This window comes from Streptomyces spiroverticillatus (assembly GCA_014650415.1).
GTDB lineage: Bacteria > Actinomycetota > Actinomycetes > Streptomycetales > Streptomycetaceae > Streptomyces > Streptomyces spiroverticillatus.
Map to the genome: position 1 here is coordinate 207,554 of BMUX01000009.1, position 24,530 is coordinate 232,083.

Below are 24,530 nucleotides of genomic sequence, written 5' to 3' on the forward strand. Positions count from 1 at the left end.
GCTTCGGGGACCACGATCGCTTCGGGCACCACACCCCTCCCCTTCCGCACGCGCCTCCCCTTCCGTCCCCGCACTCCCCACCTCGCGAACTGGAGTCGTACGCCCATGAATTCCCCCTCCTCGGACTCGCCGGAATCCCCGGACTCGCCGAAATCCCCGGACAGCTCGTCACTCTCCGTGCATTCATTGATACTCCACGCCACTGACAACGGGGTCTCCTGGATCACCCTCAACCGCCCCGAAGCCATGAACGCCGTCACCTGGGACCAGCGGGAACGCATCATTTCGCTGCTCGCCGAGGCCTCCGCCGACCCCGGGATCCGGGCAGTCGTGATCACCGCCACCGGCAAGGGCTTCTGCGCGGGCGCGGACCTGCGGAGCGACGGTCCCGGCACCCCCGCGCACGACCGGGTCCCCGGCGACGTCGCCCGGACGATCCGGCTCGGCGCGCAGCGCCTGATCACGGCCGTGCTCGACTGCGAGAAGCCGGTGATCGCCGCCGTGAACGGCACCGCGGCCGGCATCGGGGCCCATCTCGCGCTCGCCTGCGACCTGGTCGTCGCGGCCGAAGAGGCCAAGTTCATCGAGGTGTTCGTACGGCGCGGGCTCGTCCCGGACGGCGGCGGCGCCTACCTGCTGCCCCGGCTGATCGGCCCCCAGCGGGCCAAGGAGCTGATGTTCTTCGGCGACGCCCTCCCGGCGGCGGAGGCCGAACGCCTGGGCCTGGTCAACCGGATCGTCCCGGCCGACGAACTGGAGAAGACGGCCCGCACCTGGGCCGAACGCCTGGCCGCCGGGCCGACCCGGGCCCTCGCCCTCACCAAGCAGCTCGTCAACGCGTCCCTGGACTCCGACCGCACCACCGCCCTCGCCGCCGAGGCCGCCGCCCAGGAGATCAACATGACCACCGCCGACGCCAACGAGGGCGTGGCCAGCTTCGTCGAGCGCCGCACCCCGCGCTACCGGGGGCTGTGACCGCACACGCACACAGCCCGAGCCCTCCGGACCCGTGACCGCAGGCCCGCGCGTCTTCCTATCTGACGACCCGTCAGCTTCAATGGAGGGGTGATGGGACACGCAGGGATGGCGGCCACCGCCGTCCGATACCTCAGGTCCGTCGGCGCCTCCACGGTCGCCGAGCCGCAGCCGGTTCAGGCACTGCCCCGCCCCGATCTGCGGGCCGTCCACCCGGACGAACGGCTTCCGCTCGCCCCTGCCGAATTCCGCCGCGTACTCGGGAACTTCGCGAGCGGCGTCACCGTTATCACCTCACCAGGCACCGTTGTCAGCTCACCAAGCACCGTTGTCACCTCACCAAGCAGCACCAGCAGTACCGGACCAGGAGCGGCGGAGGCCGCAGGACCGGACGAGGCCGACTCACCCGCCGGGTTCGCCTGCCAGTCCTTCGCGTCGCTGTCGCTCGACCCGCCACTGGTCGTCTTCATGGTGGCCCGTACGTCGACGACCTGGCCCCGGATCGCCCGCGCCGGGGTCTTCTGCGTCAACGTCCTGGGCGCGCACCAGGGCGAGTTGTGCATGGCCTTCGCCCGCAGCGGCACGGACAAGTTCGCGGGCGTGGAGTACGACGCCGCGCCCGTCACCGGCTCGCCCCGCCTGGCCGGCGTCCCGGCCTGGATCGACTGCACGATCCAGACCGTGCACACGGGCGGCGACCACCTGATCGTGGTCGGCCGCGTCGAAGCACTGGACGCGACCGCACCGGACGCCCCGGAGGGCGCCCCGCTGCTCTTCCACCGGGGCTCGTTCGGCGGCTTCGCGGGCTGACTAGCCGGGCGAGGGCGTGGACTTGAGGCCCCACGTGACATCGACCCTGGTCTTCGCGCTGCCGAAGACCACCACGTGCCCCTTGTCGCCGTACTTCTCGCGACGCCAGTCGGCGAACGCCTGGGCCTGGGCCTTGCACACGTCGGTGGTCTGCACGCCGCAGTCGGAGGCGATACGGGCCTCCATGACGTCGCTCTTCTCCGGCTTGCGGATCTTGGCCATCCGCATCTGCTGGGCGAGGGCGTCGTCCGTCTTCGACGGGGTCGTCTTCACGTATGCCGTGAACGCGGTCAGCATGCCGTACCAGCGGTGCGCCCCGACGGTGGGGACGCCGTTGATCCGCTGCGGCGAGCCCGACGGCGGCGTGTAGTCGGGGCCCCAGCACTCGCTCGGTCCCTCCGGAAGGCCGTCGCCGCCCGCGCCGGGCTCGGAGGTGAGGTCTTCACCGGAACCGCCGACATCCTCGGAGGTGAGGTCCTCGCCCGTACCGCCCACGTCCTCCGAGGTCAGGTCCTCGCCCGTACCGCCGACATCGTCCGACGTCAGGTCCTCCCCCACGCCGCCCGCATCCTCCGACGTGAGGTCCTCGCCGGTACCGCCCGCGTCCTCCGAGGTCAGATCCTCCCCGGTGCCACCGACGTCCTCCGACGTCAGATCCTCCCCCGTACCGCCCACATCCGGCGTGCTGCCGTCCGGGCAGACGATCCCCTTGCCCGCCCCGGCTCCCTTGCCCGCCTCGACGCCCCCGGCAGCCTTCTCCGTGCCGCAGGACGTCAGCGCCGTGGCGCACAGCGCGGCAGTCGCCGCCGCGAGCACCACACGCCGAGCCGTACGAGCAGTACGAGCCGTACGAGCCGTACGAGCGCCCACAGGTATTCGGTTCCCGGTCCCAGTCATGCTTCCCCCACTTTCCCCCTGGTCAGGGGCCTGGTCAGGCCCCCTATCCTGCCAGTCGCACCTCCGCCGCCGGCCGCTTTCGGATGATGAGCGCCATCAGCGCGGCCATCGCGCAGAGCGCCCCCGACGCGTACCAGACCACGTCGTACGACCCGAAGACGTCCCGCGCGACCCCGCCGAGGAACGCCACCAGCGCCGCCCCCACCTGGTGGGACGCCAGCACCCAGCCGAAGACGATCGCACTGTCCTCGCCGAAGTATTCGCGGCACAGCGCGATCGTCGGCGGCACGGTCGCCACCCAGTCCAGCCCGTAGAAGACGATGAACAACACCATCGGCGGGTGCACGGACGGGGCCAGCAGGACCGGCAGGAAGAGGAGCGAGACGCCACGCAGCGCGTAGTAGACCGCGAGCAGACGGCGGGCCTCGAAGCGGTCGGTGAACCACCCGGAGGCGATCGTTCCGATCACGTCGAAGACCCCGATCACCGCGAGCAGCCCCGCCGCCATCGGAATCGGCATGTGGTGGTCGTGCGCCGCCGGTACGAAGTGGGTCTTGACCAGGCCGTTCGTGGACGCCCCGCAGATCGCGAAGGTTCCGGCGAGCAGCCAGAAGGGGCCGGTGCGGGCCGCCGAGAACAACACCTTCACCGCCCGTCGGGCGGCCCCCGGCTTCGGCTCCGGCTTCGGCACGAACTCCGTCGATCCGTACGGTGCGAGCCCGACGTCCGCCGGGTGGTCGCGCAGCAGCAGCCATACGAACGGGACCACGACCAGCGCCGCGAGCGCCACGGTGATCGAGGCGGGCCGCCAGTCGTAGCTCTCCACCATCCAGGCCAGCAGCGGCAGGAACACCAGCTGCCCGGAGGCCCCGGCGGCGGTCAGGATGCCGGTGACCAGCCCGCGCCGGGCCACGAACCACCGGTTGGTGACGGTCGCCGCGAAGGCCAGCGCCATCGAGCCGCTGCCCAGGCCCACCAACACGCCCCAGTACAGGACGAGTTGCCAGGCCGCCGTCATCGTGACGGTGAGCGCCGCGCCGACGGCTATGACGGTCAGGGCGCACGCCACCACCCGCCGGATGCCGAACCGGTCCATGAGCGCCGCCGCGAACGGCGCGGTGAGCCCGTACAGCGCGAGATTGACCGAGACCGCGAAGCCGATCGTGCCGCGCGACCAGCCGAAGTCCTTGTGCAGCGGCTCGATGAGCAGACCGGGCAGGGAGGCGAAACCGGCCGCGCCGATGATCGTCACGAAGGCGACCGCCGCGACGAACCAGGCGCGGTGGACACGGGGTCGGGGAGCGGGCCGCAAAGGGGCGACGGGCTGCTGCACAGGGGGTGTCGTCTGGGTCACGGGAACAGCTTCCGGGAGCAGGCCAGTGCGATCGAGTGGCCCGAGGGACAGCATTCGCTACGATCGGGCCATGCCGAGCCGGAAACTCCACCGCATCGCCGTCCTCGCCCTCCCCGAGGTCATCCCCTTCGAGCTGGGCATCCCGCACCGGATCTTCGGCCGGGCGAACGACGAGCACGGAGTCCCGCTGTACGAGGTCGTGACCTTCGGGACCGAGCCCGGTCAACTGCTGGACACCCAGGCCGATTTCAAGCTGTGCGTCGAGCACGGGCCGGAAGTCCTGGCGCAGGCCGACACGGTGATCGTCCCGGCCGCGTACGAACCCGCGAGCCTGTACCAGGAGGGACGGCTGCCCGAGGAGATCGCCGAGGTCTTCCGGCAGGTACGGCCCGGGACCCGGCTCGCCTCGATCTGCACCGGTGGGTACGTCCTGGCCGCCGCCGGACTCCTCGACGGCCGGCCCGCGACCACGCACTGGCACTGGGCGGAGCACTTCCAGCGGCTGTTCCCCGCGGTCCGGGTCGACCCCGAGGTGCTCTACGTCGACGACGGTGACGTGCTGACCTCTGCGGGGGTGGCTGCGGGCATCGACCTGTGCGTGCACATGGTGCGGCGGGACTTCGGGGCGGCCGTCGCCAACGACGTGGCGCGGCGCAGTGTCGTACCGCCGCACCGGGACGGCGGGCAGTCACAGTACATCCGACGGCCCGTGCCGGAACCGCAGTTGGCGACGACAACGGCGGCGCGGGCCTGGGCGCTGGGGCATCTGCACGAGCCGATCCAGCTGCGGGACATGGCCGAGCAGGAGTCGATGTCGGTACGGACCTTCACGCGGCGGTTCCGCGAGGAGGTCGGGGTGAGCCCGGGGCAGTGGCTGGCGCAGCAGCGGGTGGAGCGGGCGAGGCACCTGCTGGAGTCCAGCGATCTGTCGATGGAGGGGGTGGCGAGGGAGGCGGGCTTCGGTACGGCGCAGTCCATGCGGGGGCACGTGCAGGGGGCGCTCGGGGTCTCGCCGACGGTCTACCGGCGTACGTTCCGTACGGGGCGGGTGGGGTGAGCTTCCGGGCCCTCGTCGTGCCGGGCCCCTAAAGGCCCGACGGAACCAGCTTCCCCCGCTCCCCCACCGCCGCCACCCCCACCAGCCCCAGGCACATCCCCGCCCCCCACAGAATCGCCGTCGACGGTGCCGCCACGCTCTGCACCACCCCCGCCAGCACCGCGCTCGCCGCGTAGCCCGCGCCCACCGAGGCGTACATCAGCGAGTAGCCCGCAGCGAAGGCGCTCTTCGGCAGGGCTTCCTTCAGCGACAGGCTGCGGGCGATCTGGACGCCGGACTGGCACACCCCCGCCACCACCAGCCCCACCCCGATCCACAGCATCTCCGGCACCAGTGCGATCGCCGCCACCACCAGCGAAACCCCCACCAGCAGCACCAGCGACTGCCGGGACGGGTTGCCCGGCCAGGTGCGCAGGCCGTAGACGTACGCCCCCACCGCCGCCGCCACCGAGTACGCCGCCAGCAGCGGGCCCGCCCAGCCCACCGCCACGCCCCGCTGCTCCAGCAACGCCGGAAGCACCAGTTCCGCGAGCGCCAGCAGGGACAGCCCGGCCGCCCCGGTGACGTACAGGGGCCAGGCGGCGGCCAGTGTGCGCGCCATCGAGACGCCGCCCCGGTCGCCCTCGTCCGCCGGCCATCCGGCGGGCAGCGCCCACAGGCCCGCCCCGGCCGCCGCCATCAGCCCCGCCGCGAGGTACATCGGGACCACCGGGTCCAGGCCGAGCGCCAGACCGGTCGCGACGGCCGGTGAGGCCGCCCAGATCCCGTACGAGAGGATCGCGTCCGCGCTGAACGCCTTCGCCACCGCCGACTCCTCCACCATCGAGGTCAGCAGCGCCCTGGTCCCGCCCGGCACCGCCCCCGGCGCCCCACCGGCCAGCGCGGCCAGTGCCCCCAGCACGACGGGGTGCGCCCCCGCGCACAGGGCGAGCCCCGCGAAGGCGAGCGCGCCGACGGCGAGGCCCGCGGCCAGGGCGGGGCGCGCACGCACGGCCTTCAGCCGGGGGCCGAGGACGGACGCGCCGACCACCTCCCCGACGACGTACACGGCGGCCAGCGTCGCCCCGATGCTGTACCCGCCGGGCCTCTCCCGCACCAGCAGCACCACCGCGAGCGGCGCCATCGCCACCGGCAGCCGGGCCGCGACGGTGACGCCGGCGAGGGTGAGGAGCGGGCGGGTGGCGAGGGCGCGATAGCTCATGTCCGGACCGTATCCACGTCCACTCGCCCCCGCTCAACCCCTTTTTCCGGGCGACGGAGCATCAGTGCGCGACCGGGCACCCGCCCGTCATCTGCCCCAGGAACGCGTTCGGGTCGTAGAAGTGCTCCACCTCCACCAGCTTCAGGTCCTCACTGACCTGCGCCACGCTCATCCCGAACATCTCGATCTTCCGGCCGTCCGGCTGGAAGCCCTTGTACTCGCCCTCGAAGGTGCCCCAGTGCCGCCACTTGAACGCCACCGTCGGCGGCGGGGACAGCACCTGGAGGACCTCCCAGTAGAAGCCCTGCGGGAACGCCGTGTGGAAGACCTCGTGCGAGGACTCGAAGGTGTCGCCCTGGCCGTAGAAGACGGAGTCGCCGATGAGGATGTTGTAGCTGCCCCGGTCCACGATCTCGGCCGAGTCCGCCCACGCGCCGCCGTTGATCCGGGTGCGGAACCGGTCGCTCACCATGGACACCCAGGTGGCCGGGTCCGCCTTGTGGGACACCTCCATCTCGAAGACCTGCACGATGCTCTCGACGATCGCCTCCAGCGAACCGGCCTCGTGCCGGGTGCTGCGCTGGCCGGGCATCACGGTGTGCGAGAGGTGGTAGTCCGGGGCCCCGGCCCGCCAGTCGCCGGGCTCGGCGGCGGCGATGACCGCGTCGCGGCCCTGAAGCCAAAGAGGTGTGGAGTCCGCTTGAGTCGTCATGGCGCGCATACTCACGCATTCAACCTTTGGCCACAAGCACACAGGCGGTGCCGTCCACCCATCAACTCCCTTATGCACAAGTGGAGTTGCACGATCCGAACGACACCGCCGACGCGACCTCCCTCAGAACACCAGCACCCCCCGCGCCACCCGCCCCTGCTCCGCGTCCTGCGCCGCCTTCGCGAAGTCCTCCACCGGGTAGGTCTCCGTCACCAACTCGTCGAGCAGCAGAAGCCCTTGGCGGTACAGCTCCGCGTACAGCGGGATGTCCCGCTGCGGGCGCGAGGACCCGTACCGGCAGCCCAGGATGGACTTGTCCAGGAACATCGCGGCGGGCAGGAAGGTCGCCTCGTCGGTCGGGGCGGTCATGCCGAGCAGGATCGCCTGACCGTGCCGGTCGAGGAGGTCGATCGCCGTACGGATCAGACCGGTTCGGCCCACGCATTCGAAGACGTGGTCCGCACCCGTCGGCAGTACGTCCCGTACGTCGTCCGTCGACGTCAGGAACTCCGTCGCCCCGAAGAGCCGCGCCGGTTCCTCCTTCGCCGGGTTCGTGTCGACCGCCACGATGCGCGAGGCACCCGCGAGGCGCGCGCCCTGGATGACGTTCAGGCCGATCCCACCCGTCCCGATGACCACGACCGTCTCACCGAGCGCCACCCGCGCCCGGTTGAGGACCGCTCCCACGCCCGTGACCACGCCGCAGCCCATCAGCGCGGCGGAGGTCAAGGGGATGTCGTCCGGGATCTTGATCGCCTGGACGGCCTTCACCAACGTGCGTTCCGCGAAAGCCGAGTTGGAGGCGAACTGGTACAGCGGGTTGCCGCCCCGCGAGAAGGGCTGTCCCGGCATCCCGATCGCCTTGCGGCACATCGTCGGCCGCCCCCGGTCGCACTCCGCGCACGCCCCGCAGCCCGCGAGCGTGGAGAGCGCCACGTGGTCGCCGGGCGCGACATGCGTGACGCCCGCGCCGACCGCCTCCACCACGCCCGCGCCCTCGTGGCCGAGCACCACCGGCACGGGGAACGGAATCGTTCCGTCCGTGACCGAGATGTCGCTGTGGCACAGGCCCGCCGCGCGGATGCCGACCAGGACCTCCCCCGGCCCCGGGTCCCGTATCTCCAGGTCGTCGACCACCTCGACCTGCTTGCCGTCGAAGACAACCGCCCTCATCGTGCTCCCCCTTCAGCATTGGGTCGTTCCTTCTTCGCCGCCGCCTCGCGCATCGCCTCCAGCTGCGCCAGCAGCGGCATCGGGTCCACTCCCACCGTCCCGGGCAGGAAGTCCGCGATGCTCTCCGGCGTCCAGGAGCCCGACTCCGCGTATCCGGCGCGCAGTTCGCGCGGCTGCGCCCACACCGCGATCTTGGGTCCGGCGATCGTGTAGACCTGCCCGGTGATGCCCTCGGCGCGAGCCCGCTCGGAGAGCAGGTAGACCACGAGCGCCGCCACGTCCTCGGGCTCGCCGATCTCCTTCAGCTCCATGGGTACGTTCGCGGACATGCGGGTACGGGCCACGGGCGCGACCGCGTTCGCCGTCACCCCGTACTTGTGCAGGCCCAGCGCCGCGCTCCGTACCAGCGAGATGATCCCGCCCTTGGCCGCGCTGTAGTTGGCCTGGGCGACGCTGCCCTGGTGGTTGCCGCTGGTGAAGCCGATGAGCGTGCCCGAACCCTGCTTGCGCATGACGGCGGAGGCCGCGCGGAAGAGGGTGAAGGTGCCCTTGAGGTGGGTGGCGATGACGGGGTCCCACTCCTGTTCGGACATGTTGAAGAGCATCCGCTCGCGCAGGATTCCGGCGACGCAGACCACGCCGTCGACACGTCCGTACCGGGCGAGGGCGGTGTCCACGACCCGCTGTCCGCCCGCCATGGTGGAGATGTCGTCCGCGACGGCGACGGCCTCGCCGCCGGCCGCCTCGATCTCCTTGACCACCGCCGCCGCGACCTCGCTGGTCGGCTCCGCGCCCTCCATGGAGACGCCGTAGTCGTTGACGACCACGCGTGCGCCCTCCGCCGCGCACGCCAGCGCCACCGCCCGCCCGATCCCGCGCCCCGCTCCGGTCACCGCTATGACCTTGCCGGTCAAGAAGTTCCCCATCACCACGCCTTCCCAAGGTTTCTGACGGACCGTTAGATTTTAGAACCCGTACGACGCCCCGGCACAAGACCCAGGAGGCCAGCGAATGTCCCTGCCAGCCGAGTTCCACGACATCGCCAAGCGCGTCAACAACTGGGGTCGTTGGGGAGCGGACGACGAGATCGGCACGCTGAACCTGATCACCGACGAGGTGGTGCGGGAGGCCGCCCGGACCGTACGCAGCGGTCTGCGCATCCCGCTCGCGCTGCCCCTCCAGCAGGACGGCGTGCAGACCGGCGTGATCCCGGGGCGGGTCAACCCGCTGCACTCGATGGTGCAGATCAACCAGGAACTGTTCGGCCCCGGCACCGTCGCCACCAGCGACGACGCCGTGACCATGGGCCTCCAGGCGGGCACCCACTGGGACGCCCTCACCCATGTCTCGCACTCGGGGAAGATCTACAACGGCCGCCCGGCCGACACCATCGCCCCGCACACCCGCGCCGCCTTCAGCGGCATCGACAAGGCCCGGCACGTGGTGTCGCGCGGCGTCCTGCTGGACGTGGCCCGCGCCCGGGGCGTCGAACGCCTCGCCGGGGACCACGCGGTGACGCCCGAAGACCTGGAAGCGGCCGCGGAGTTGGCGGGCGTGCAGGTCCGCGCGGGCGACATCGTGCTCGTACGGACCGGGCAGATCCAGGTGTATCTGGGCGGCGACAAGCACGGGTACGGCTATCCGTCACCCGGGCTCTCGATCCGTACGCCCGAGTGGTTCCACGCGCGGGACGTCGCCGCCGTCGCCAACGACACCCTCACCTTCGAGATCTTCCCGCCGGAGATCGAGAACCTCTGGCTGCCCGTGCACGCGCTCGACCTGGTCGAGATGGGGATGCTCCAGGGCCAGAACTGGAACCTCGAAGAGTTGTCCACAGCCTGTGCACAAGAGGAGCGGTACGCGTTCCTGCTGTCCGCGATGCCGGAGCCGTTCGTCGGCGGCACGGGCACACCGGTCGCGCCGGTCGCGATCCTTTAGACCCCGCACCCCGGGACACCGGTCACGCGCAGCGGAAGGCGGCCGTCCACCAGGGGCGGCCGCCGCCACGTCCCGACCCGCACTCGCCGAGGAGGCCGGTGCTCCGCCTCGACGTCCCCTCGCTCACGAATCGCACGTTCAAGCGTGATCAGGGCACCCGAAGGCGTCAACAGCACCTCGGCGAAATGCGCGTCATGTTCGGTTTGTGACGGCGCACGACGGCTTGTACGAGGGCTCGAAAGGGGGCTCGTACGCCGAAGCGAACGGCGACTCGGCACCGGGCTCCCGGCGCTTGTCCCGCGACGTCTCGCGCGGCTTCTCCCGGGGCTGCTCCCGCGCCGCCTCCGCGAGCCCCTCGCGACCGGCCGGCACTCCGCGGTCCGCGCACGCCTTCTGCGGCGGGCGCACCTCGCGGTCCACCTCGCACCAGATCCGCTTGCCCGCACCCTCGGCCTGCCAGCCCCACCGGTCGGCGAGGCCGTCGACGAGTTCCAGACCGCGTCCGTTCGTGTCGTCGCCCTCCGCGTGCCGGGGCTTGGGCGGGCAGGCGCTGACGTCGGCGACCTCCACCCGCACCGTGCCGCCCGAGACCGCCGAGCCGGAAACGGAACCGGAATCCGATGCCCCGTTCCCGTTCCCGTTCGCGCCCGCTTCGCCTGCGGCGCCCTCGCCGGGGATCCCCGGCAGCAGCATCCGCAGCACGGCCGGACAGCCCGTGTGCACGACCGCGTTGGTCACCAGCTCAGAGATGAGCAGGACCAGCGTCTCCGCGACCGGCTCGTCCGCCTCTATGCCGCACCCGACGAGCCGGGACCGCGCCCACCTGCGGGCCCGCCCCACCTCCGCGGGGTCGGCCCCGACCTCCAACTGCACCTGAAGCACCTGCACCGCTCACACCATCCGAACCGGCGGACACAACGCCTCGCGTCTCCACAGGGTCACGGAACGTGATTCCCTTGTGGGACAGCATGGTTGACGTACAGTCACCGCAACAAGCGCTTCAGGCATATTCCAGCGCGAAGGAGTACGCATCCTGCATACTGTGCGACGCACGCTGCGGAGAGTCGAACGTGAGCACTTGTGGCGCCTCCGTCCGACGCGAGGAGCGGTTCCGTCGAAGCGCGTCGCCCGGTCCGGGGCCGCCGTACAGGCCGCACCGGGAATCTGGCGCTCCACCACCACTCGCACCTGACGGAGCGTACCCGAGCGACGACCCGACTCCGGCCCGTGACGACTCCTGCAAAGGACACAACCCGATATCGACACAGGGTGACCCGTTCATGACCTGTTCTGGCAGCGGCCGTTCACGCCGGATCGCCCAGAAGTGCGGCCGCCAGTTCTTCTTCCGCCTCCGCCTTCGAGGGCCCGCGCCCGGCCCGCACCCATGCCCGCTTCAGGTGCAGGTGTACGTCGGCCTCCCAGGTGAAGCCCATGCCGCCGCAGACCTGGAGGCAGTCGCGCGCGTTGCGTACGGCCGCCTCGTCGGCGAGGAGCTTCGCGGCGGCGCGCTCCACGGCCGTGCCGGTGACGGCGGCCGCGTACACGGCGGTACGGGCGGTCTCGACCCGCACGAGCATCTGTGCGCACAAGTGCTTGACCGCCTGGAAGCCGCCGACCGGCTGCCCGAACTGAACACGCTCGCAAGCGTGTTGGACGGCCAGGTCGAGTGTGCGGGCGGCGGTGCCGACCTGTTCGGCGGCGGTGAGGAGGACGGCTTCGGGGGGATACGGGTACGGGGTGCGCCGCGAGAGTCGCGTCAGCGGCGTCAGGGGGTCGACGGAACGCACCTTCATCGCGCCGTTCAGAGCGTCCTTGTCGGCCCGGACGATGACGTCCGCGTCTCCCAGGTGCTCGACGAAGTGCCCGTACGGCGCCGTCACGACCACCTCCCCCTCCGCCGCCCCCTTCACCTCACCGGCCGCCAAGTGGGTGTCGATGAGCGGCCCCGGCAGCAGGGCCCGCCCCGCCTCCTCGAAGAGCAGCACCGCCTCCGGCAGCCCGAGGCCGACACCGCCCTCCGCCTCGGGCAGGCGCAGCGCGAAGAAGCCCGCCTCGCCGAGGGCGCGCCAGAGGTCGCGGTCCAGCTCGCCGCCCGCGTCGACGGCCGCGCGCAGGGCCTCGCGGTCGAAGCGCCGGGCGAGGAGGTCTCGTACACCTTGCCGCAACGCCCGCTGATCGGCGGTCAGTTGGAAGTCCACGGGGGTCCGCTCACCGGCCCTTCGGGAGGCCGAGGATGCGCTCGGCGACGATGTTCTGCTGGATCTGGGAGGTGCCGGCGGCGATCGTGTACGAGAGGGAGGACAGCCGGTCGAGGGTCCAGTCGTGGTCGAGGTCGAAGGCGTCGGGACCCAGGACCTCGGCGGCCGTGTCGTACAGCTCCTGGCGGGCGTGCGAGTAGCGGAGCTTGAAGACGGAGCCGCCGACACCGGGGACGCCGCCGGTCTTCTGCGCCTCGCTGACGTTCCACTGGGTGAGCCGCCACAGGGTCATGAACTCGGCGTTCAGTCGGCCGAGTTGGCGTCTGACGGCCGGGTCGTCCCACGTTCCGTTGGTCCGGGCCTCGCGCGCGACTTCCGCGAGCGTGCGGCGGCAGGCGACGACCTCGCCGACGAAGGCGGTGCCGCGTTCGAAGGAGAGGGTGACCATGGTGACGCGCCAGCCGTCGTTCTCCGCGCCCACCCGGTTGGCGACGGGGACGCGCACCTCGTCGAGGAACATCTCGGCGAACTCGGTGGACCCGGCGAGCGTGCGCAGCGGACGGACCGTGATGCCGGGCGCGTCCATCGGCATGGCGAGCCAGGTGATGCCCTTGTGCTTGGGAGTGTCGGGGGTGACAGGTGTGGTGCGGACGAGAAGCTCGCACCAGTCGGCGACCTCGGCGTGCGAGGTCCAGATCTTGGACCCGGTGACCACGTAATGGTCACCGTCGCGGACCGCCTTCGTGCGCAGCGACGCCAGGTCGGAGCCGGCCTCGGGCTCGCTGAAGCCCTGGCACCAGACCTCGTCGCCGCGCAGGATCGGCGGCAGCCAGCGCTCCTGCTGCTCCGGCGTGCCCTCGGCGGCGATGGTCGGGCCCGCGTGCAGCAGCCCCACGAAGTTCGCGCCGACGTAAGGCGCCCCGGCGCGCTCGGTCTCCTCCAGGAAGATGAGGTGCTGGGTGGGGGTGGCCTCGCGCTGGAGGTCGGCGTACCCGGCGTCGTACAGCATCCGCTGCCAGGTGGTGTCGTACGCGCGCCTGCCGGGCCAGTCGAGGGGGTCGGGCCGCTCCGGCAGCCCGGGGAGCACGCGCGCGAGCCACTCCCTCAACTCGGTCCGGAACTCCTCCTCCTGGGGTGTGTACGCGAGATCCATCAGCGGCCCTGACGCCCCTGGCCCAGGTGGCGGCCCGTGTCGAGGTCCAGGCCGAGCATGCGGATGGCGTTGCCGCGCATCAGCTTGTAGACCGTCTCGTCGTCGAGACCCTTCACATGGTCGAGGGCGACCTCCTTGGTGTGCGGGAAGGTCGAGTCGACGTGCGGGTAGTCGGTCTCGAAGGTGGCGTTGTCGCGGCCGACGACGTCGAGCGAGGCGACGCCGTGTTTGTCGCGGAAGAAGCAGCAGAAGATCTGCCGGTAGTAGTACGTGGAGGGGGGCTCGGGGATGAGGTCCTTGACCCCGCCCCAGGCGCGGTGCTCCTCCCAGACGTCGTCGGCGCGTTCCAGCGCGTACGGGATCCAGCCCATCTGCCCCTCGCTGTAGGCGAGTTTGAGCAGCGGGAACTTCACCAGCACACCCGAGAAGAGGAAGTCCATCATCGACGCCATCGCGTTGTTGAAGGACAACGAGGCCTGCACGGCGGGCGGGGCGTCAGGAGATGCGGCGGGCATCTGCGAGCTGCTGCCGATGTGCATGTTGACGACCGTCCCGGTCTCCTCGCAGACGGCGAAGAAGGGGTCCCAGTAGCCGGAGTGGATGGAGGGGAGCCCGAGGTGGGTGGGGATCTCCGAGAAGGTCACCGCCCGGACCCCGCGTGCCGCGTTGCGACGGATTTCGGCCACCGCGAGGTCGATGTCCCAGAGCGGGATGATGCACAGCGGAATGAGGCGCCCCCCACTGTCGCCGCACCACTCCTCGACCATCCAGTCGTTGTACGCGCGCACGCAGGCGAGAGCGACCTCCTTGTCGTGGGCCTCGGCGAAGGTCTGCCCGCAGAAGCGAGGGAAGGTGGGGAAGCAGAGGGAGCCCTCGACGTGGTTGAGGTCCATGTCCGCCAGGCGCGCCTTGGGGTCCCAGCACCCCCGCCGCATCTCCTCCCGCGTGATGCCTTCGAGCGTCATGTCGTCGCGGTCGAACCCGACGGCGGCGATGTTGCGCTTGTACGGGAACTTGAGGTCCTCGTAGATCCACCAGTCGGTGGGCGGCCCGTCCGGGTCCATCGTGATCTGGTACTTGCCCGCGACGTACGCGAGCTCCCCGATCCCGGCGGTCAGCGGCTGCGGTCCTCGGTCCCGGTACTTCGCGGGGAGCCAGGTGGAGAAGAGGTGCGGGGGCTCGATCACGTGGTCGTCGACGCTGATGATCCGAGGCAGTTCCATCCGGCGTTCCCCTTACGGCAGTTCGCGTTTCTGATGACCCGTCAGAAATTAGGCTAGCTTCCGGACCTCTGGACCGACAAGGGATCGCGCCCTACGCTCACGGCTAGTTCTGACTGTCCGTCAGTTACGGGGAGCGTGAAGTGACTTCACCCATGCAGACCGCCCGCCAGCTCGACTCGTCCGGCACGCTCTGGGAACTCGTGGAGCGCCGCGCCGACCTCACCCCGCACCGCCCGGTACTGCTCCAGGAGGACCGCACCCTCAGCTTCGGCGGACTGCGCGACCGCGCCGAACGGGTCGCCGCCGGGCTGTACGAGCTGGGGGTGCGGGCCGGCAGCACGGTCGCCTGGCAGCTCCCGACCCGTATCGAGACGGTGCTCTTCTCCCTCGCACTCGCCCGCCTCGGCGCGGTCCAGTCACCGGTGATCCCCTTCTACCGGAGCCGCGAAGTCGGCTTCGCGCTGCGGGAGTCGAAGGCCGACTACTTCGCGGTGCCGGGCGAGTGGCGGGGCTTCGACCACGCCGCCATGGCACACCGCCTCACGCTCGAACTCCCCCGCCCCCTCCTCGTACTCCAGGTGTACGACGACCTGCCGGACGGCGACCCGCGCCTGCTGCCCCCGCCCCCCACCGAGGGCACATCCGTCCGCTGGATCTACTGGACCTCGGGCACCACCTCCGCCCCACGCGGCGTCCTGCACACGGACCGCTCGCTCATCGCGGGCGGCTCGTGCCTGGCACACGCCCTGCACCTGCGCCCGGACGACGTGGGCTCGATGGCCTTCCCGTACGCGCACATCGGCGGCCCGGACTACCTGGTGATGCTGCTCCTGTACGGCTTCCCGGCCGTCCTCTTCGAGCAGTTCGCCATGCCGGAGGCTTTGGCCGAATATCGCCGTCACGGGGTGACGGTCGCGGGCGGCTCAACAGCCTTCTACTCGATGTTCCTCACCGAGCAGCGCAAGGACCCCGCCACGCCCGTCCTTCCGACCCTGCGGCTCCTGGCGGGCGGCGGCGCGCCGAAACCGCCGGAGCTCTACCACGCCGTCGTACGGGAACTGGGCTGCCAGCTCACCCACGGCTACGGCATGACCGAGGTCCCGATGATCACGATGGGCTCCCCGGACGACACGGCGGAGAACCTGGCCACCACCGAGGGACGCCCCCCGGAGGGCATGTCCATCCGCATCACGGACCCGGAGGGCAAGCCGGTCCCGGCGGGGGTCGACGGGGAGGTGCGGCTGCGCGGGGAGGCGGTGTGCCAGGGCTACTTGGGCGCGTCGTCCGACGCCGGGACCTTCGACCCGGACGGCTACCTGATCACGGGCGACCTGGGCCACCTGACGGCCTCCGGCCACCTGGTCCTGACCGGCCGCCTCAAGGACGTCATCATCCGCAAGGGCGAGAACATCTCCGCCAAGGAGATCGAGGACCTCCTCCACGAACACCCGTCGGTGGCGGACGCGGCGGTGATCGGCCTGCCGGACGCGGATCGGGGCGAGCGGGTGTGCGCGGTCCTGGAACTCCGGGGGCCGTCCGTGACGCCGGCCGAGGTGATCGCGTACCTCCGCGAGTCGGGCCTGGCCACGCACAAACTCCCGGAACAGGTGGAGGTGGTGGACGCCCTCCCCCGCAACGAGACCCTCCGCAAGGTCCTGAAGTACCGCCTGCGCGAGATGTTCGGCTCGGGCGGCTGAGGAGGGTCCGTCACGGGGGAAGCCGGGGCGCTACTGGGGGTCGGGGCCGTCAACCGTGTAGTACGTCGCGAAAGCCGTCAACGTCTCCTCCTCCGTGATCCGCCCGTCCCCATCCGCATCGAGCGCCTCCGCCACCTGCCCCGCCAGCTTCTCGTCCGCGCCGAGGACCCGGAGCAGCCGGGTGGCGGCCCCGACCGTGACCCCGTCGCCCTCGCCCTCCGCGGAGGCGGCGATCTCGATCGCCGCGTGCAGGAACGGCCGGGCGATCTCCGCGAACCGCTTCGGGTTGTCCCGCAGCCGCTTCACCGCCCCCGTCACGAACTCGTCGCGGCTGACCCGCTGGTCGCCGTCGACGTCGGCGATTCCGGCCATGCCCTGCCAGAACGCCTCGGCCCCGCTGTACAGGGCCTGGCCCTTGTCGCAGCGGGCTGTCGTGTTGAACTCGGCAAGGATGGCGGCTGCCGCGGCACTGAAGTCCTCGCGGTCGATGTATCCGTTGCCGTCCTGGTCGAAGGAGGCGAAACGGGCCGCTGTCTTGCGCTCGTACTCTGCGCTGTCCATGCAGGGGAGGGTACGTCCTTGACGTGCGGAGGAAGCCATTTCCGCAGGGAAATCATCCACCGGTGGGGCAGTTGGACACCAGGGCGACCCCGGGGGCGTCGGCTCAGGCGGACAGCGCCTGCGCGGTGTCGTCCACCGCGGTGTCCACATCCGGGTACACCTCGAACAGCCGCCGCACCCCGAGCGCCGCCAGCACCCGGTTCACATGGCTGCCGTCGACCGCCCCCCGCGCCGGCAGGATCAGCCGCAGACTCCCCTGACAGGACCTCATCAGCCGCCGCGCGGCGATCAGAACACCCACGCCACTGGAGTCGCAGAAGAGCACGTCCGAGAGATCCAGCACCACCCGGTGCCGCCCGTCCGCGACGGCCCCGTGCACGTGCTGCCGCACCGCCGGTGAGGTCACCAGGTCCAGTTCGCCGGAGATGTGCAGCACGGCCCAGCTGCCGTGCTCTGCCTCTGTCACCTTCAGCGTCACGCGTCGGACCTCTCAACTAACCGGAAGTAGCCCTTCCTCATCGCGGCTTCCCTAGCCGCAGTCCCATGAAACACCGCGTGTCTGTGAGGCCCGCACCCAGGATGCGCGCAATGACCGGATCACTACCATCCCGGGCCGCGTACGGAGCGCACTTGCGGCAAAGGGGCGTGCGCCGCCCGGTCTCGCACTACATTCGAAAGAGCAGGTGCTTCGGGGCGCAGCGGTACGGGGTTGGGGGGAATCGGATGCCGAAGGACGCACCGCCGCGCTGGGACCGCAGGATGCAGCAGCGGCTGGCGCGGGGCGAGGCGGCGGCACTCGGGGAGCTGTACGACAGGTTCGCCTCCCTGGTGCACAGCCTGGCGCACCGGGTGCTGGACGACGAGGACGCCGCCGACCAGGTCACCCGTGACGTCTTCGGCCACGTCTGGGAGAACCCCCAGTCGTACGACCCGAAGGACGGCTCCATGCGGGCCTGGATGGCGCGGCTCACCCACCGGCGTGCCGTGCACCGGCTCCGGCAGGCGGAGGCGGCCGCCCTGGAGGACGGCGAAGGCACCGCGGAGGAGCTGGAACTGAAGGTGCACCGGGCGGCGGCCGTGGCCCGCGCGGACTACATCGTGACATCGATGCCCGCCCCGCTCCGCGAGGCCCTGGAGCTGGCGTACTTCGATCGGCACGACTACCGGCAGACCGCCTCCCGGCTCAGCATCACCGAGGACGAGGCCCGCCGCAGACTCCGCCTGGGGCTGCAACTGCTGTCGACGGCGAACACCGTGCCGGGCACCGGTCCCGGCTCCGGCCTGGACACCGGCACTGGTGCTCAGGGTTTCGGGGGCGGACTGTGAGCGAGGAGTACGGCGAGAGGTACGGCGAGGGAGACGACGACGGGGCGTCCGGCACCCTGTCGCACCGGGTGCTCAAGTCGCTGCTGGGCGCGTGGGCGCTGGCGGCCTGTTCCGCCGAGGAGACGCTCGCCGTGGAGGAGCACCTCACCGCGTGCGCCCCGTGCGCGGACGAGGCGCTGCGGCTGCGGGACGCGGTCGGCCTGCTCCAGTCCGAGCGCGGCCTCGACCTGGACCCGATGCTGCGCTCCCGGGTCCTGGACACCTGCCTGGGCCGCCGTCCGGCGCGCATCCCGGTGCCGGCCTGGGCCCAGCCGTACGACACGGAGACGGCCCGCCTGGACGCCCTGCTCGCCGACATAGACCCCGGCGAGTGGCACGCCCCGGTGCAGCTGCGCTGGTTCGAGGAGGACCATCCGGTACGGCGCAAGGCGACGGTCGCCGCCGTCATCGGGCACCTGATGACCGTCGACGGGCTGGTCGCCGACGCGCTGGGCCTGGCCGACCCGGTCGCCTTCGACGGCGGCGGCGACCCCACCAGCCGCACGGAGGCGTACTGGCTCGGCTCCCGGCAGCCTCCCACCCGCGCGGTGCGCGTCCCGTGGCGCGAGCAGAGCCACACCCTGGTGCGCACGGTGTCCTTCGCCGGGCGCGGCTCCGCCGAGCTGGAGGTGTCGTACGGGGCCTTCTCGCTGCCCCTCAAGGACGCCCTCCTGGAGCGGGCCTTCGAGTGCTGGGTGCACGCCGACGACATCGCACGGGCCGTGGACTACCCGTACGAACCGCCCTCGGGGACGCATCTGCACGAGCTGATCGACCTGGCGGCCCGGCTGCTCCCCGGCACGCTGGCCGCCCGCCGCAGGGCCGGACTCGCGCCTCCCGTGCGGGGGCTGGTCGCGGCGGGCGCTCCGGGGCGCACGCTGCACCTGGAGGTGGAGGGCGCGGGCGGCGGCCACTGGTACATCCCGCTGGACTCCCCCGCAGCCGCTGCCTCCGCGGAGCACGAGGTGGCGCACATCGCGCTGGACGGCGTCGAGTTCTGCCAGCTCGCGGCCGGGCACGTGTCGCCTCAAGAGGCGGCGGCCGGACAGGGCGGCGACAAGGGTGCGGTACGGGACGTGCTGTTCGCGGCGGCGTCACTGTCGCGGTTGTGACGCAGTGGCGGTTGTGACGCAGTGGCGGTGCTTGCGCGTGCACCCTTGCGACGGTGCACGCGCGAGCACCACTCCTGGTGCTAGGCGAAGACGACCGTACGGTGCCCGTTGAGCAGCACCCGGTGCTCGCTGTGCCACTTCACCGCGCGGGCGAGGGCCTGGCACTCCACGTCGCGGCCGATGGCCACCAGCTGCTCGGGGGTGACCTCGTGGCCGACCCGCTCGACCTCCTGCTCGATGATCGGTCCCTCGTCGAGGTCGGCCGTCACGTAGTGCGCGGTCGCACCGATCAGCTTCACCCCGCGCGCGTGCGCCTGGTGGTAGGGCTTGGCGCCCTTGAAGCTCGGCAGGAAGGAGTGGTGGATGTTGATGATCCGGCCGCTGAGCTGCTTGCACAGGTTGTCGGAGAGCACCTGCATGTAGCGCGCGAGCACGACCAGCTCGACGTTCTCGGCGGCGACCAGGTCGAGCACCTGCTGCTCGGCCTCGGCCTTGGTGTCCTTCGTCACGGGGATGTGGTGGAAGGGGATGTCGTACGTGCCGACCAGCTCGCGGAAGTCCGGGTGGTTGGAGACGACGGCGGCGATCTCGACCGGCAGCGCCCCGATCCTTGAGCGGAACAGCAGGTCGTTGAGGCAGTGCCCGAACTTGCTGACCATCAGCACGATCCGCATCCGGTCCTCGGCCCGGTGGATCTGCCAGTCCATCCGGAAGGAGTCCCCGATGGCGGCGAAGCTGGCCCGCAGCTTCTCCACGGACACCGGCTCCTCGGCGGAGAACGCGACCCGCATGAAGAACAGCCCCGTGTCGTGGTCGCCGAACTGCCGGCTGTCCTCGATGTTGCAGCCGGTCATGAACAGATAGCTGGACACGGCGTGCACGATGCCCTGCTTGTCCGGGCAGGACAGCGTGAGGACGTAGTGGTCGGTTTCGGGCCGTTCGGCAGGCTTGGGGTCGCTCATGACCCCAGAGGATCGCACACCGTGCTGATTCAGGCGGACCTGGTCAGAATGCGGATGACCTCCAGCGAGCGGGGCGCGACGTCCGGGTCGTCGCCGTCGCTCTGCGCCATCCGTACGTGCGCGTCACGGGCGGCCCGTACGGCCTCGGGCCAGCCGGGGTGGGCCATGTACGCCGACACGGGGGCGTCCGCGCCGACCTGGTGCATGATGCGCAGGACCCGGAGCACGGCCACGTCCACGAGGGCCGCTTCGTCCGGGTCCCGGAATATGGACCCGACGTACTTCTCGGCGGACCAGTTGTCGAGCCAGGTGTCCTCGACGAGCCGGTAGACGGCGTCGGTGATGTCCCCGTAGCCCTCCACTCCGGCGAGCCAGCACTCCTGGTGGAAGACGGGGTCGGAGAGCATGTGCAGCGCGGATCGCACCTGAGTGCGCCAGCGCCACCACGGCATGTCATTCAGCGGCATGCCGCCCATGGTGGTGGAGCGACGGCCGCGACGGGAAGAGTTCGCTGAACTTTGCACGGTCGTCGATCGTACGGGCATGCGATTCCAGTCCGGACAAAGCCCCCACACAGGGCACGCACAGGGCACTGTCGTGATACCGGCGCGGGCACCGGTGCCGGGTGCGGCGCGAGCACCAGTGCCGGTGCTCGCGCCGCACTCCCGCGCCGGTGACTACAGCTCGCTCGCCTGGTGCTTGGTCAGGCCGTACTTCTCGGCGATCGTGTTCCAGGGGTTCACGGCCTGCTGCTTCTGCTGCGAGGCCTTGCCGCTCTCGCGGTCGCCCGCACGCCGTTCCGAGGTCGCCTTCGCCCTGCCGTCGCGGCAGAAGCGGTCCTTGTCGCCCGCCACCTTGTCCGCCCACGACGCGTAGTGGTCGTCGGCCGCCGCCGACGCCTCCCACGCACCGTTGAGCGCTGCGGTGAGCGCCTGGTTGCCCTCCAGCTTGTCGACCTTGAGGGACTGGAGGCGGGTCACCAGACCGCGCCGCTGGGTGGCGGCGGCCCGCAGGTCGGTGGCGGCCTTCGACAGGTCGCCGCACTGGCCGATGGCGGCGACCGCGTTGATCACCGAGGCGCGGCTGTCGTTGCTGTCGGCGAGCAGCTTGTCCAGCGCCTGCGCCTGGCCCTTCGCCCCGTCGGCGGCCTTCTCGGCGGGCTCCTGGTTGGGCAGCTTGGAACCGGCCGCGGTGTTCGTGGCGCCGGTGTCCTTGTCGTCCTCGCCGGCGTTCATCAGCGCGCTGATGCCCAGGCCGATCACCGAGCAGCCGACCACCACGGCCGCGATCAGCGGCACCGGCGAGATCTTGCGCCGCCGCTGCTCCGGCCCACCGGGTCCGCCGCCGCGCGGGGCGGGCTGCTGGAACTGCTGGTAGCGCGCCTCCTCCTGCTCGGCCTCCTGCTGCCGGGGCGGCAGGAAGCGCGGCATCTGCTGCGTCGAGCCCGCCGGCTCGGGCTGCGCGCCCGGCGTCGGCGGCTGGGTGCGGAAGAGGCTGTCGAACTCCGCGGGCGGCTGCCGCTCCCCGGGGACACCGGGCAGCACGGGCGCCCCGTGCGTGCCGTTCCCCGCCTGCTGGGGCTGCTGCACCTGTTGAGGCTGCTGCGTCTGTTGTACGCCGTCGGGGCGGGCCGCGTACGGGGCGTCCGCCGGGACCGGCGGAAGGTACTGCGTGGCGTCCGCGTCCGACCCCGCGGGCGGCTGGAGCGCCTGGCCCCCGAGGAACTGCGTGCCCTCGAGCTGACCGCCCTGCTGCACGCCCTGCTGAGCTCCCGGCTGCCCTGCGGGGGCCTCCGGCGGCAGCGCACCGGGCCCGGACGGCACGGGCGGCATGAACTGCGTCGGCTCGGCATCACTGCCGGGACCGACGGGCTCCGCCGGCACGGGCTGCATGTACTGGGTGGGCTCGGCGTCCCCGCCGGACTGCACGGGCGCACCCCACACGGGCTGCTGCATCTGCTGCCCCTGCGGCTCCCCGAACGCTCCCTGCGGCATCTGCGCCTGCCCGGCCTGCGACTCCTGGGCCTGCTGGGCCTGCTGCCACTGCTGCGGTGCCAGCGGTCGCGGCTGCTGCGCGGGCACCGGTCCCGGTGCCTGCGTCCCCTGCGCCGCTCCCGGCCCCCACGGCTGGCCCCAGCTCTGGCCCTGCTGCGGTGCCGCCTGCCCCGGTGCGTGGCCCGGCATCGGGCCCGGCGCCTGCGAAGGCTGCGGCGGCTGCCACTGCTGCTGCGCCGGGGGCAGCACTACGCCCTCGTGTGCGGGGCGCACGGGATGCTGCGGCTCATCACCCTGCTCGCTCTGCGTCAACGGGGGCTCCTGCCATCGGTTCTGGGCGGCCTCGCCGCACGGGCGAGGGACGGAATCACCGGTTCACGCTACCGGGTGATACCGCCCCCGGGCCACGCACCCATGATCCGGGCAGGCCAGGACCGTACCCCCACCTCCTCCCCGTAACAAACGGACGGAAGTTGACGCTGATTAAGGCCCCGCATTGACGAGAAGCGCCCCGAGGAGCGCTTCCCTCTCAAGCCGACCTCCCGGACCGCCCTCTCAGGCCGCCTGGACCTCGATCCGCGCCCCGAACTCCCGCACCGCGGGCTCGTCGCGGTAGGGCGCGAGCCGCTGCTGGAAGTCCTCCAGGTACTCCGCACCCCGGTTGGAGCGCAGGGTGCTCAGCAGTTCCACCGCGCGCGTGCCGGTGTGACAGGCCTGCTCCACCTCGCGCTGCTGCACCTGTGCCGACGCCAGGAGCACCAGCCCGATGGCCCGCCTGCGCACCCTGCTGTCGGGGTGCCCGGCGAGGCTCTCGTTGGCCCTGCGCGCCGCCGCGTCCGCCTGCCCGAGGTCCCGGTGGCAGTGCGCCAACTCGTCGGCCAGATAAGCCTGGTCGAAGTGGGCGATCCAGGTCGGGTCGTCGCCGGAGTCGGCCTCGTCGTGCGCCTTCTCCATCGCGGACTGCGCCTTGGCGGCCACCGCGCCGCAGGTGCGCTCGTCGCCCAGCAGGGCGTGCCCACGGGCCTCCGCCGCGTAGAACATCGCCTCCGCACGGGGAGTGACCCGCCCGCGCGCACCCTCCTGCGCCGCACGTGCCAACTGGGCGATCTCGCGCGGGTTCCCGAGCTGCGCCGCCAGGTGGCTCATGGACGCGGCCAGGACGTATCCCCCGTAACCGCGGTCACCCGCCGCCTGTGCGAGCCGCAGCGCCTGGATGTAGTACCGCTGCGCCAGCCCCGGTTGCCCGGTGTCGACCGCCATGTACCCGGCCAGCTCCGTCAACCGTGCGACGGCGCCGAAGAGTTCGCGCCCCACCGATTCCCGGTACGAGCCCGAAAGCAGCCCGGAGACCACGCTGTTGAGGTAGTGCACGACGATCGGACGCACGTGCCCGGCACCGAACCGGTGGTCGAGGGCCTGGAGCGCCTGTGTCGTCGCCCGCACCGCCTCCACGTCACTGGGCCCCACCCGGGACCCCGCCGTGCGCGCCACCTGGTGGTCGGCACCCGTGATCAGCCAGTCCCGGCTCGGCTCCACCAGCGCGGAGGACGCCACCGAGGACCCCGACAGGAAGTCCCTGCGCCCCACGTCGCTGCGCCACAGCTCGCAGACCTGCTCGATGGCCCCCAGCACCGTCGGCGAAAACTGCAGTCCGATGCCGGAGGCCAGGTTCTTGCCGTTGGCCATGCCGATCTCGTCGATGGTGACGGTGCGCCCCAGCTTGCGGCCGAGCGCCTCGGCGATGATTCCGGGGGCCCGCCCCCTGGGCTGCTGACCGCGCAGCCACCGGGCCACCGACGTCTTGTCGTAACGGAGATCGAGTCCGTGCTCGGCGCCGCACATGTTGACCCGTCGGGCCAGCCCGGCGTTGGAGCAACCGGCTTCCTGGATGAGCGCCTGGAGTCGTTCGTTCGGCTGTCGGGCGACGAGCGGCCTGGCTGCCATGTGTACCCCCTGGTGCGGGCGCTGATGAAGTCCTCGTGAATTCCCTTGAATCCGCGCGGAGATCAATGCCCGGTGGATATGCAAACAATGCAGGTAATACCTGGAGATGACGGTGATGACGGTGATGACGGAAGCCAGAGGTATTTCCGGTACCTCCTCGCTTCCACTTCTGTGGTTGCCCGCTCACCGCACCCCACCCACCTG

The 24,530-nt window shown here is 71.4% G+C and carries 22 protein-coding genes and 1 pseudogene; 7 read left to right on the forward strand and 16 right to left on the reverse strand.

Features of this window, described 5'->3' with window-relative positions:
- Positions 1-105 precede the first annotated feature (105 nt).
- Positions 106-975 carry an enoyl-CoA hydratase/isomerase family protein gene (locus tag IE269_RS24335; RefSeq protein ID WP_189825249.1) on the forward strand — a complete coding sequence of 290 codons (870 nt, stop codon included), beginning with the start codon at positions 106-108 and terminating at the stop codon, positions 973-975.
- 93 nt (positions 976-1,068) lie between these two features.
- Entirely contained in the window at positions 1,069-1,785 is a 717-nt protein-coding gene (locus IE269_RS24340) for a flavin reductase family protein (RefSeq protein WP_229898183.1), read from the forward strand.
- Here IE269_RS24340 and IE269_RS24345 read toward each other — a convergent pair whose 3' ends face one another.
- Positions 1,786-2,604, reverse strand: coding sequence for an ICP22 family protein (locus IE269_RS24345; RefSeq protein WP_189825250.1), 819 nt, complete (start codon positions 2,602-2,604; stop codon positions 1,786-1,788).
- A gap of 121 nt (positions 2,605-2,725) precedes the next feature.
- Positions 2,726-4,036 carry an MFS transporter gene (locus IE269_RS24350; protein ID WP_438817618.1) on the reverse strand — a complete coding sequence of 437 codons (1,311 nt, stop codon included), beginning with the start codon at positions 4,034-4,036 and terminating at the stop codon, positions 2,726-2,728.
- A gap of 70 nt (positions 4,037-4,106) precedes the next feature.
- Between IE269_RS24350 and IE269_RS24355 the strand changes: the two genes are divergently transcribed.
- Positions 4,107-5,093: a GlxA family transcriptional regulator gene (locus IE269_RS24355; protein ID WP_189825252.1), complete on the forward strand. Its 987-nt coding sequence runs from the start codon at positions 4,107-4,109 to the stop codon at positions 5,091-5,093.
- A 28-nt stretch (positions 5,094-5,121) separates the two neighbouring features.
- Here the strand turns inward: IE269_RS24355 and IE269_RS24360 are convergent, their stop codons facing one another.
- The 4 genes from IE269_RS24360 to IE269_RS24375 form a co-directional block, all read right to left on the reverse strand.
- The gene (locus IE269_RS24360; RefSeq protein WP_189825253.1) at positions 5,122-6,294 is read right to left on the reverse strand and encodes an MFS transporter; all 1,173 of its coding nucleotides are present in this window, start codon (positions 6,292-6,294) and stop codon (positions 5,122-5,124) included.
- A 61-nt stretch (positions 6,295-6,355) separates the two neighbouring features.
- On the reverse strand, positions 6,356-7,006 hold the full coding sequence (locus IE269_RS24365; protein ID WP_189825254.1) for an ester cyclase: 651 nt from the start codon (positions 7,004-7,006) through the stop codon (positions 6,356-6,358).
- Positions 7,007-7,129: 123 nt separating this feature from the next.
- Positions 7,130-8,179 carry a Zn-dependent alcohol dehydrogenase gene (locus IE269_RS24370; RefSeq protein ID WP_189825255.1) on the reverse strand — a complete coding sequence of 350 codons (1,050 nt, stop codon included), beginning with the start codon at positions 8,177-8,179 and terminating at the stop codon, positions 7,130-7,132.
- Positions 8,176-9,105 carry an SDR family NAD(P)-dependent oxidoreductase gene (locus IE269_RS24375; RefSeq protein ID WP_189825256.1) on the reverse strand — a complete coding sequence of 310 codons (930 nt, stop codon included), beginning with the start codon at positions 9,103-9,105 and terminating at the stop codon, positions 8,176-8,178. Before IE269_RS24375 ends, IE269_RS24370 begins: the two co-directional genes overlap by 4 nt.
- 85 nt (positions 9,106-9,190) lie before the next feature.
- On the opposite strand from IE269_RS24375, the gene IE269_RS24380 reads away from it, so the two are divergent.
- On the forward strand, positions 9,191-10,117 hold the full coding sequence (locus tag IE269_RS24380) for a cyclase family protein (protein WP_189825257.1): 927 nt from the start codon (positions 9,191-9,193) through the stop codon (positions 10,115-10,117).
- Between the two features lie 393 nt (positions 10,118-10,510).
- Here IE269_RS24380 and IE269_RS24385 read toward each other — a convergent pair.
- The 4 genes and pseudogenes from IE269_RS24385 to IE269_RS24400 form a co-directional block, all read right to left on the reverse strand.
- A pseudogene (locus IE269_RS24385) lies at positions 10,511-11,005 on the reverse strand (ATP-binding protein); the annotation flags it as partial.
- Between the two features lie 416 nt (positions 11,006-11,421).
- Positions 11,422-12,315, reverse strand: a complete 894-nt coding sequence (locus tag IE269_RS24390; protein WP_189825258.1) for an acyl-CoA dehydrogenase family protein — start codon at positions 12,313-12,315, stop codon at positions 11,422-11,424.
- Between the two features lie 10 nt (positions 12,316-12,325).
- Positions 12,326-13,468 carry an acyl-CoA dehydrogenase family protein gene (locus IE269_RS24395; protein WP_189825259.1) on the reverse strand — a complete coding sequence of 381 codons (1,143 nt, stop codon included), beginning with the start codon at positions 13,466-13,468 and terminating at the stop codon, positions 12,326-12,328.
- Positions 13,468-14,691: an amidohydrolase family protein gene (locus tag IE269_RS24400; RefSeq protein ID WP_189825260.1), complete on the reverse strand. Its 1,224-nt coding sequence runs from the start codon at positions 14,689-14,691 to the stop codon at positions 13,468-13,470. The genes IE269_RS24395 and IE269_RS24400 overlap by 1 nt, the downstream gene beginning before the upstream one ends.
- 152 nt (positions 14,692-14,843) lie before the next feature.
- Here IE269_RS24400 and IE269_RS24405 point away from each other — a divergent pair, with 152 nt between their 5' ends.
- Positions 14,844-16,388, forward strand: coding sequence for a class I adenylate-forming enzyme family protein (locus tag IE269_RS24405; protein WP_189825403.1), 1,545 nt, complete (start codon positions 14,844-14,846; stop codon positions 16,386-16,388).
- Between the two features lie 30 nt (positions 16,389-16,418).
- Here IE269_RS24405 and IE269_RS24410 read toward each other — a convergent pair whose 3' ends face one another.
- Complete coding sequence (locus tag IE269_RS24410; RefSeq protein WP_189825261.1) at positions 16,419-16,949, reverse strand: EF-hand domain-containing protein; 531 nt, start codon at positions 16,947-16,949, stop codon at positions 16,419-16,421.
- A gap of 103 nt (positions 16,950-17,052) precedes the next feature.
- A complete protein-coding gene (locus IE269_RS24415; RefSeq protein WP_189825262.1) occupies positions 17,053-17,427 on the reverse strand; it encodes an STAS domain-containing protein in 375 nt (124 codons plus the stop codon).
- Positions 17,428-17,672: 245 nt separating this feature from the next.
- On the opposite strand from IE269_RS24415, the gene IE269_RS24420 reads away from it, so the two are divergent.
- Positions 17,673-18,275: a sigma-70 family RNA polymerase sigma factor gene (locus IE269_RS24420; protein ID WP_189825263.1), complete on the forward strand. Its 603-nt coding sequence runs from the start codon at positions 17,673-17,675 to the stop codon at positions 18,273-18,275.
- Complete coding sequence (locus IE269_RS24425; protein WP_189825264.1) at positions 18,272-19,426, forward strand: maleylpyruvate isomerase N-terminal domain-containing protein; 1,155 nt, start codon at positions 18,272-18,274, stop codon at positions 19,424-19,426. The genes IE269_RS24420 and IE269_RS24425 overlap by 4 nt, the downstream gene beginning before the upstream one ends.
- A gap of 80 nt (positions 19,427-19,506) precedes the next feature.
- Here the strand turns inward: IE269_RS24425 and purU are convergent, their stop codons facing one another.
- The 4 genes from purU to IE269_RS24445 form a co-directional block, all read right to left on the reverse strand.
- Positions 19,507-20,388, reverse strand: coding sequence for a formyltetrahydrofolate deformylase (gene purU / locus IE269_RS24430; protein WP_189825265.1), 882 nt, complete (start codon positions 20,386-20,388; stop codon positions 19,507-19,509).
- A gap of 29 nt (positions 20,389-20,417) precedes the next feature.
- Positions 20,418-20,933 carry an SCO4402 family protein gene (locus tag IE269_RS24435; RefSeq protein WP_189825266.1) on the reverse strand — a complete coding sequence of 172 codons (516 nt, stop codon included), beginning with the start codon at positions 20,931-20,933 and terminating at the stop codon, positions 20,418-20,420.
- A gap of 132 nt (positions 20,934-21,065) precedes the next feature.
- The gene (locus tag IE269_RS24440; protein ID WP_189825267.1) at positions 21,066-22,694 is read right to left on the reverse strand and encodes a hypothetical protein; all 1,629 of its coding nucleotides are present in this window, start codon (positions 22,692-22,694) and stop codon (positions 21,066-21,068) included.
- A 243-nt stretch (positions 22,695-22,937) separates the two neighbouring features.
- Positions 22,938-24,326 carry an NsdA family TPR-like regulatory protein gene (locus IE269_RS24445; protein ID WP_189825268.1) on the reverse strand — a complete coding sequence of 463 codons (1,389 nt, stop codon included), beginning with the start codon at positions 24,324-24,326 and terminating at the stop codon, positions 22,938-22,940.
- Positions 24,327-24,530: the final 204 nt, after the last annotated feature.

Excerpts from the sequence above, each read along its gene's own strand:
- IE269_RS24335 (WP_189825249.1), top strand. The coding sequence starts at position 106 with ATGAATTCCCCCTCCTCGGACTCGCCGGAATCCCCGGACTCGCCGAAA.
- IE269_RS24340 (WP_229898183.1), top strand. The coding sequence starts at position 1,069 with ATGGGACACGCAGGGATGGCGGCCACCGCCGTCCGATACCTCAGGTCC.
- IE269_RS24355 (WP_189825252.1), top strand. The coding sequence starts at position 4,107 with ATGCCGAGCCGGAAACTCCACCGCATCGCCGTCCTCGCCCTCCCCGAG.
- IE269_RS24360 (WP_189825253.1), bottom strand. The coding sequence starts at position 6,294 with ATGAGCTATCGCGCCCTCGCCACCCGCCCGCTCCTCACCCTCGCCGGC.
- IE269_RS24365 (WP_189825254.1), bottom strand. The coding sequence starts at position 7,006 with ATGACGACTCAAGCGGACTCCACACCTCTTTGGCTTCAGGGCCGCGAC.
- IE269_RS24370 (WP_189825255.1), bottom strand. The coding sequence starts at position 8,179 with ATGAGGGCGGTTGTCTTCGACGGCAAGCAGGTCGAGGTGGTCGACGAC.
- IE269_RS24375 (WP_189825256.1), bottom strand. The coding sequence starts at position 9,105 with ATGGGGAACTTCTTGACCGGCAAGGTCATAGCGGTGACCGGAGCGGGG.
- IE269_RS24380 (WP_189825257.1), top strand. The coding sequence starts at position 9,191 with ATGTCCCTGCCAGCCGAGTTCCACGACATCGCCAAGCGCGTCAACAAC.
- IE269_RS24395 (WP_189825259.1), bottom strand. The coding sequence starts at position 13,468 with ATGGATCTCGCGTACACACCCCAGGAGGAGGAGTTCCGGACCGAGTTG.
- IE269_RS24400 (WP_189825260.1), bottom strand. The coding sequence starts at position 14,691 with ATGGAACTGCCTCGGATCATCAGCGTCGACGACCACGTGATCGAGCCC.
- IE269_RS24405 (WP_189825403.1), top strand. The coding sequence starts at position 14,844 with ATGCAGACCGCCCGCCAGCTCGACTCGTCCGGCACGCTCTGGGAACTC.
- IE269_RS24410 (WP_189825261.1), bottom strand. The coding sequence starts at position 16,949 with ATGGACAGCGCAGAGTACGAGCGCAAGACAGCGGCCCGTTTCGCCTCC.
- IE269_RS24420 (WP_189825263.1), top strand. The coding sequence starts at position 17,673 with ATGCCGAAGGACGCACCGCCGCGCTGGGACCGCAGGATGCAGCAGCGG.
- purU (WP_189825265.1), bottom strand. The coding sequence starts at position 20,388 with ATGAGCGACCCCAAGCCTGCCGAACGGCCCGAAACCGACCACTACGTC.
- IE269_RS24435 (WP_189825266.1), bottom strand. The coding sequence starts at position 20,933 with ATGCCCGTACGATCGACGACCGTGCAAAGTTCAGCGAACTCTTCCCGT.
- IE269_RS24445 (WP_189825268.1), bottom strand. The coding sequence starts at position 24,326 with ATGGCAGCCAGGCCGCTCGTCGCCCGACAGCCGAACGAACGACTCCAG.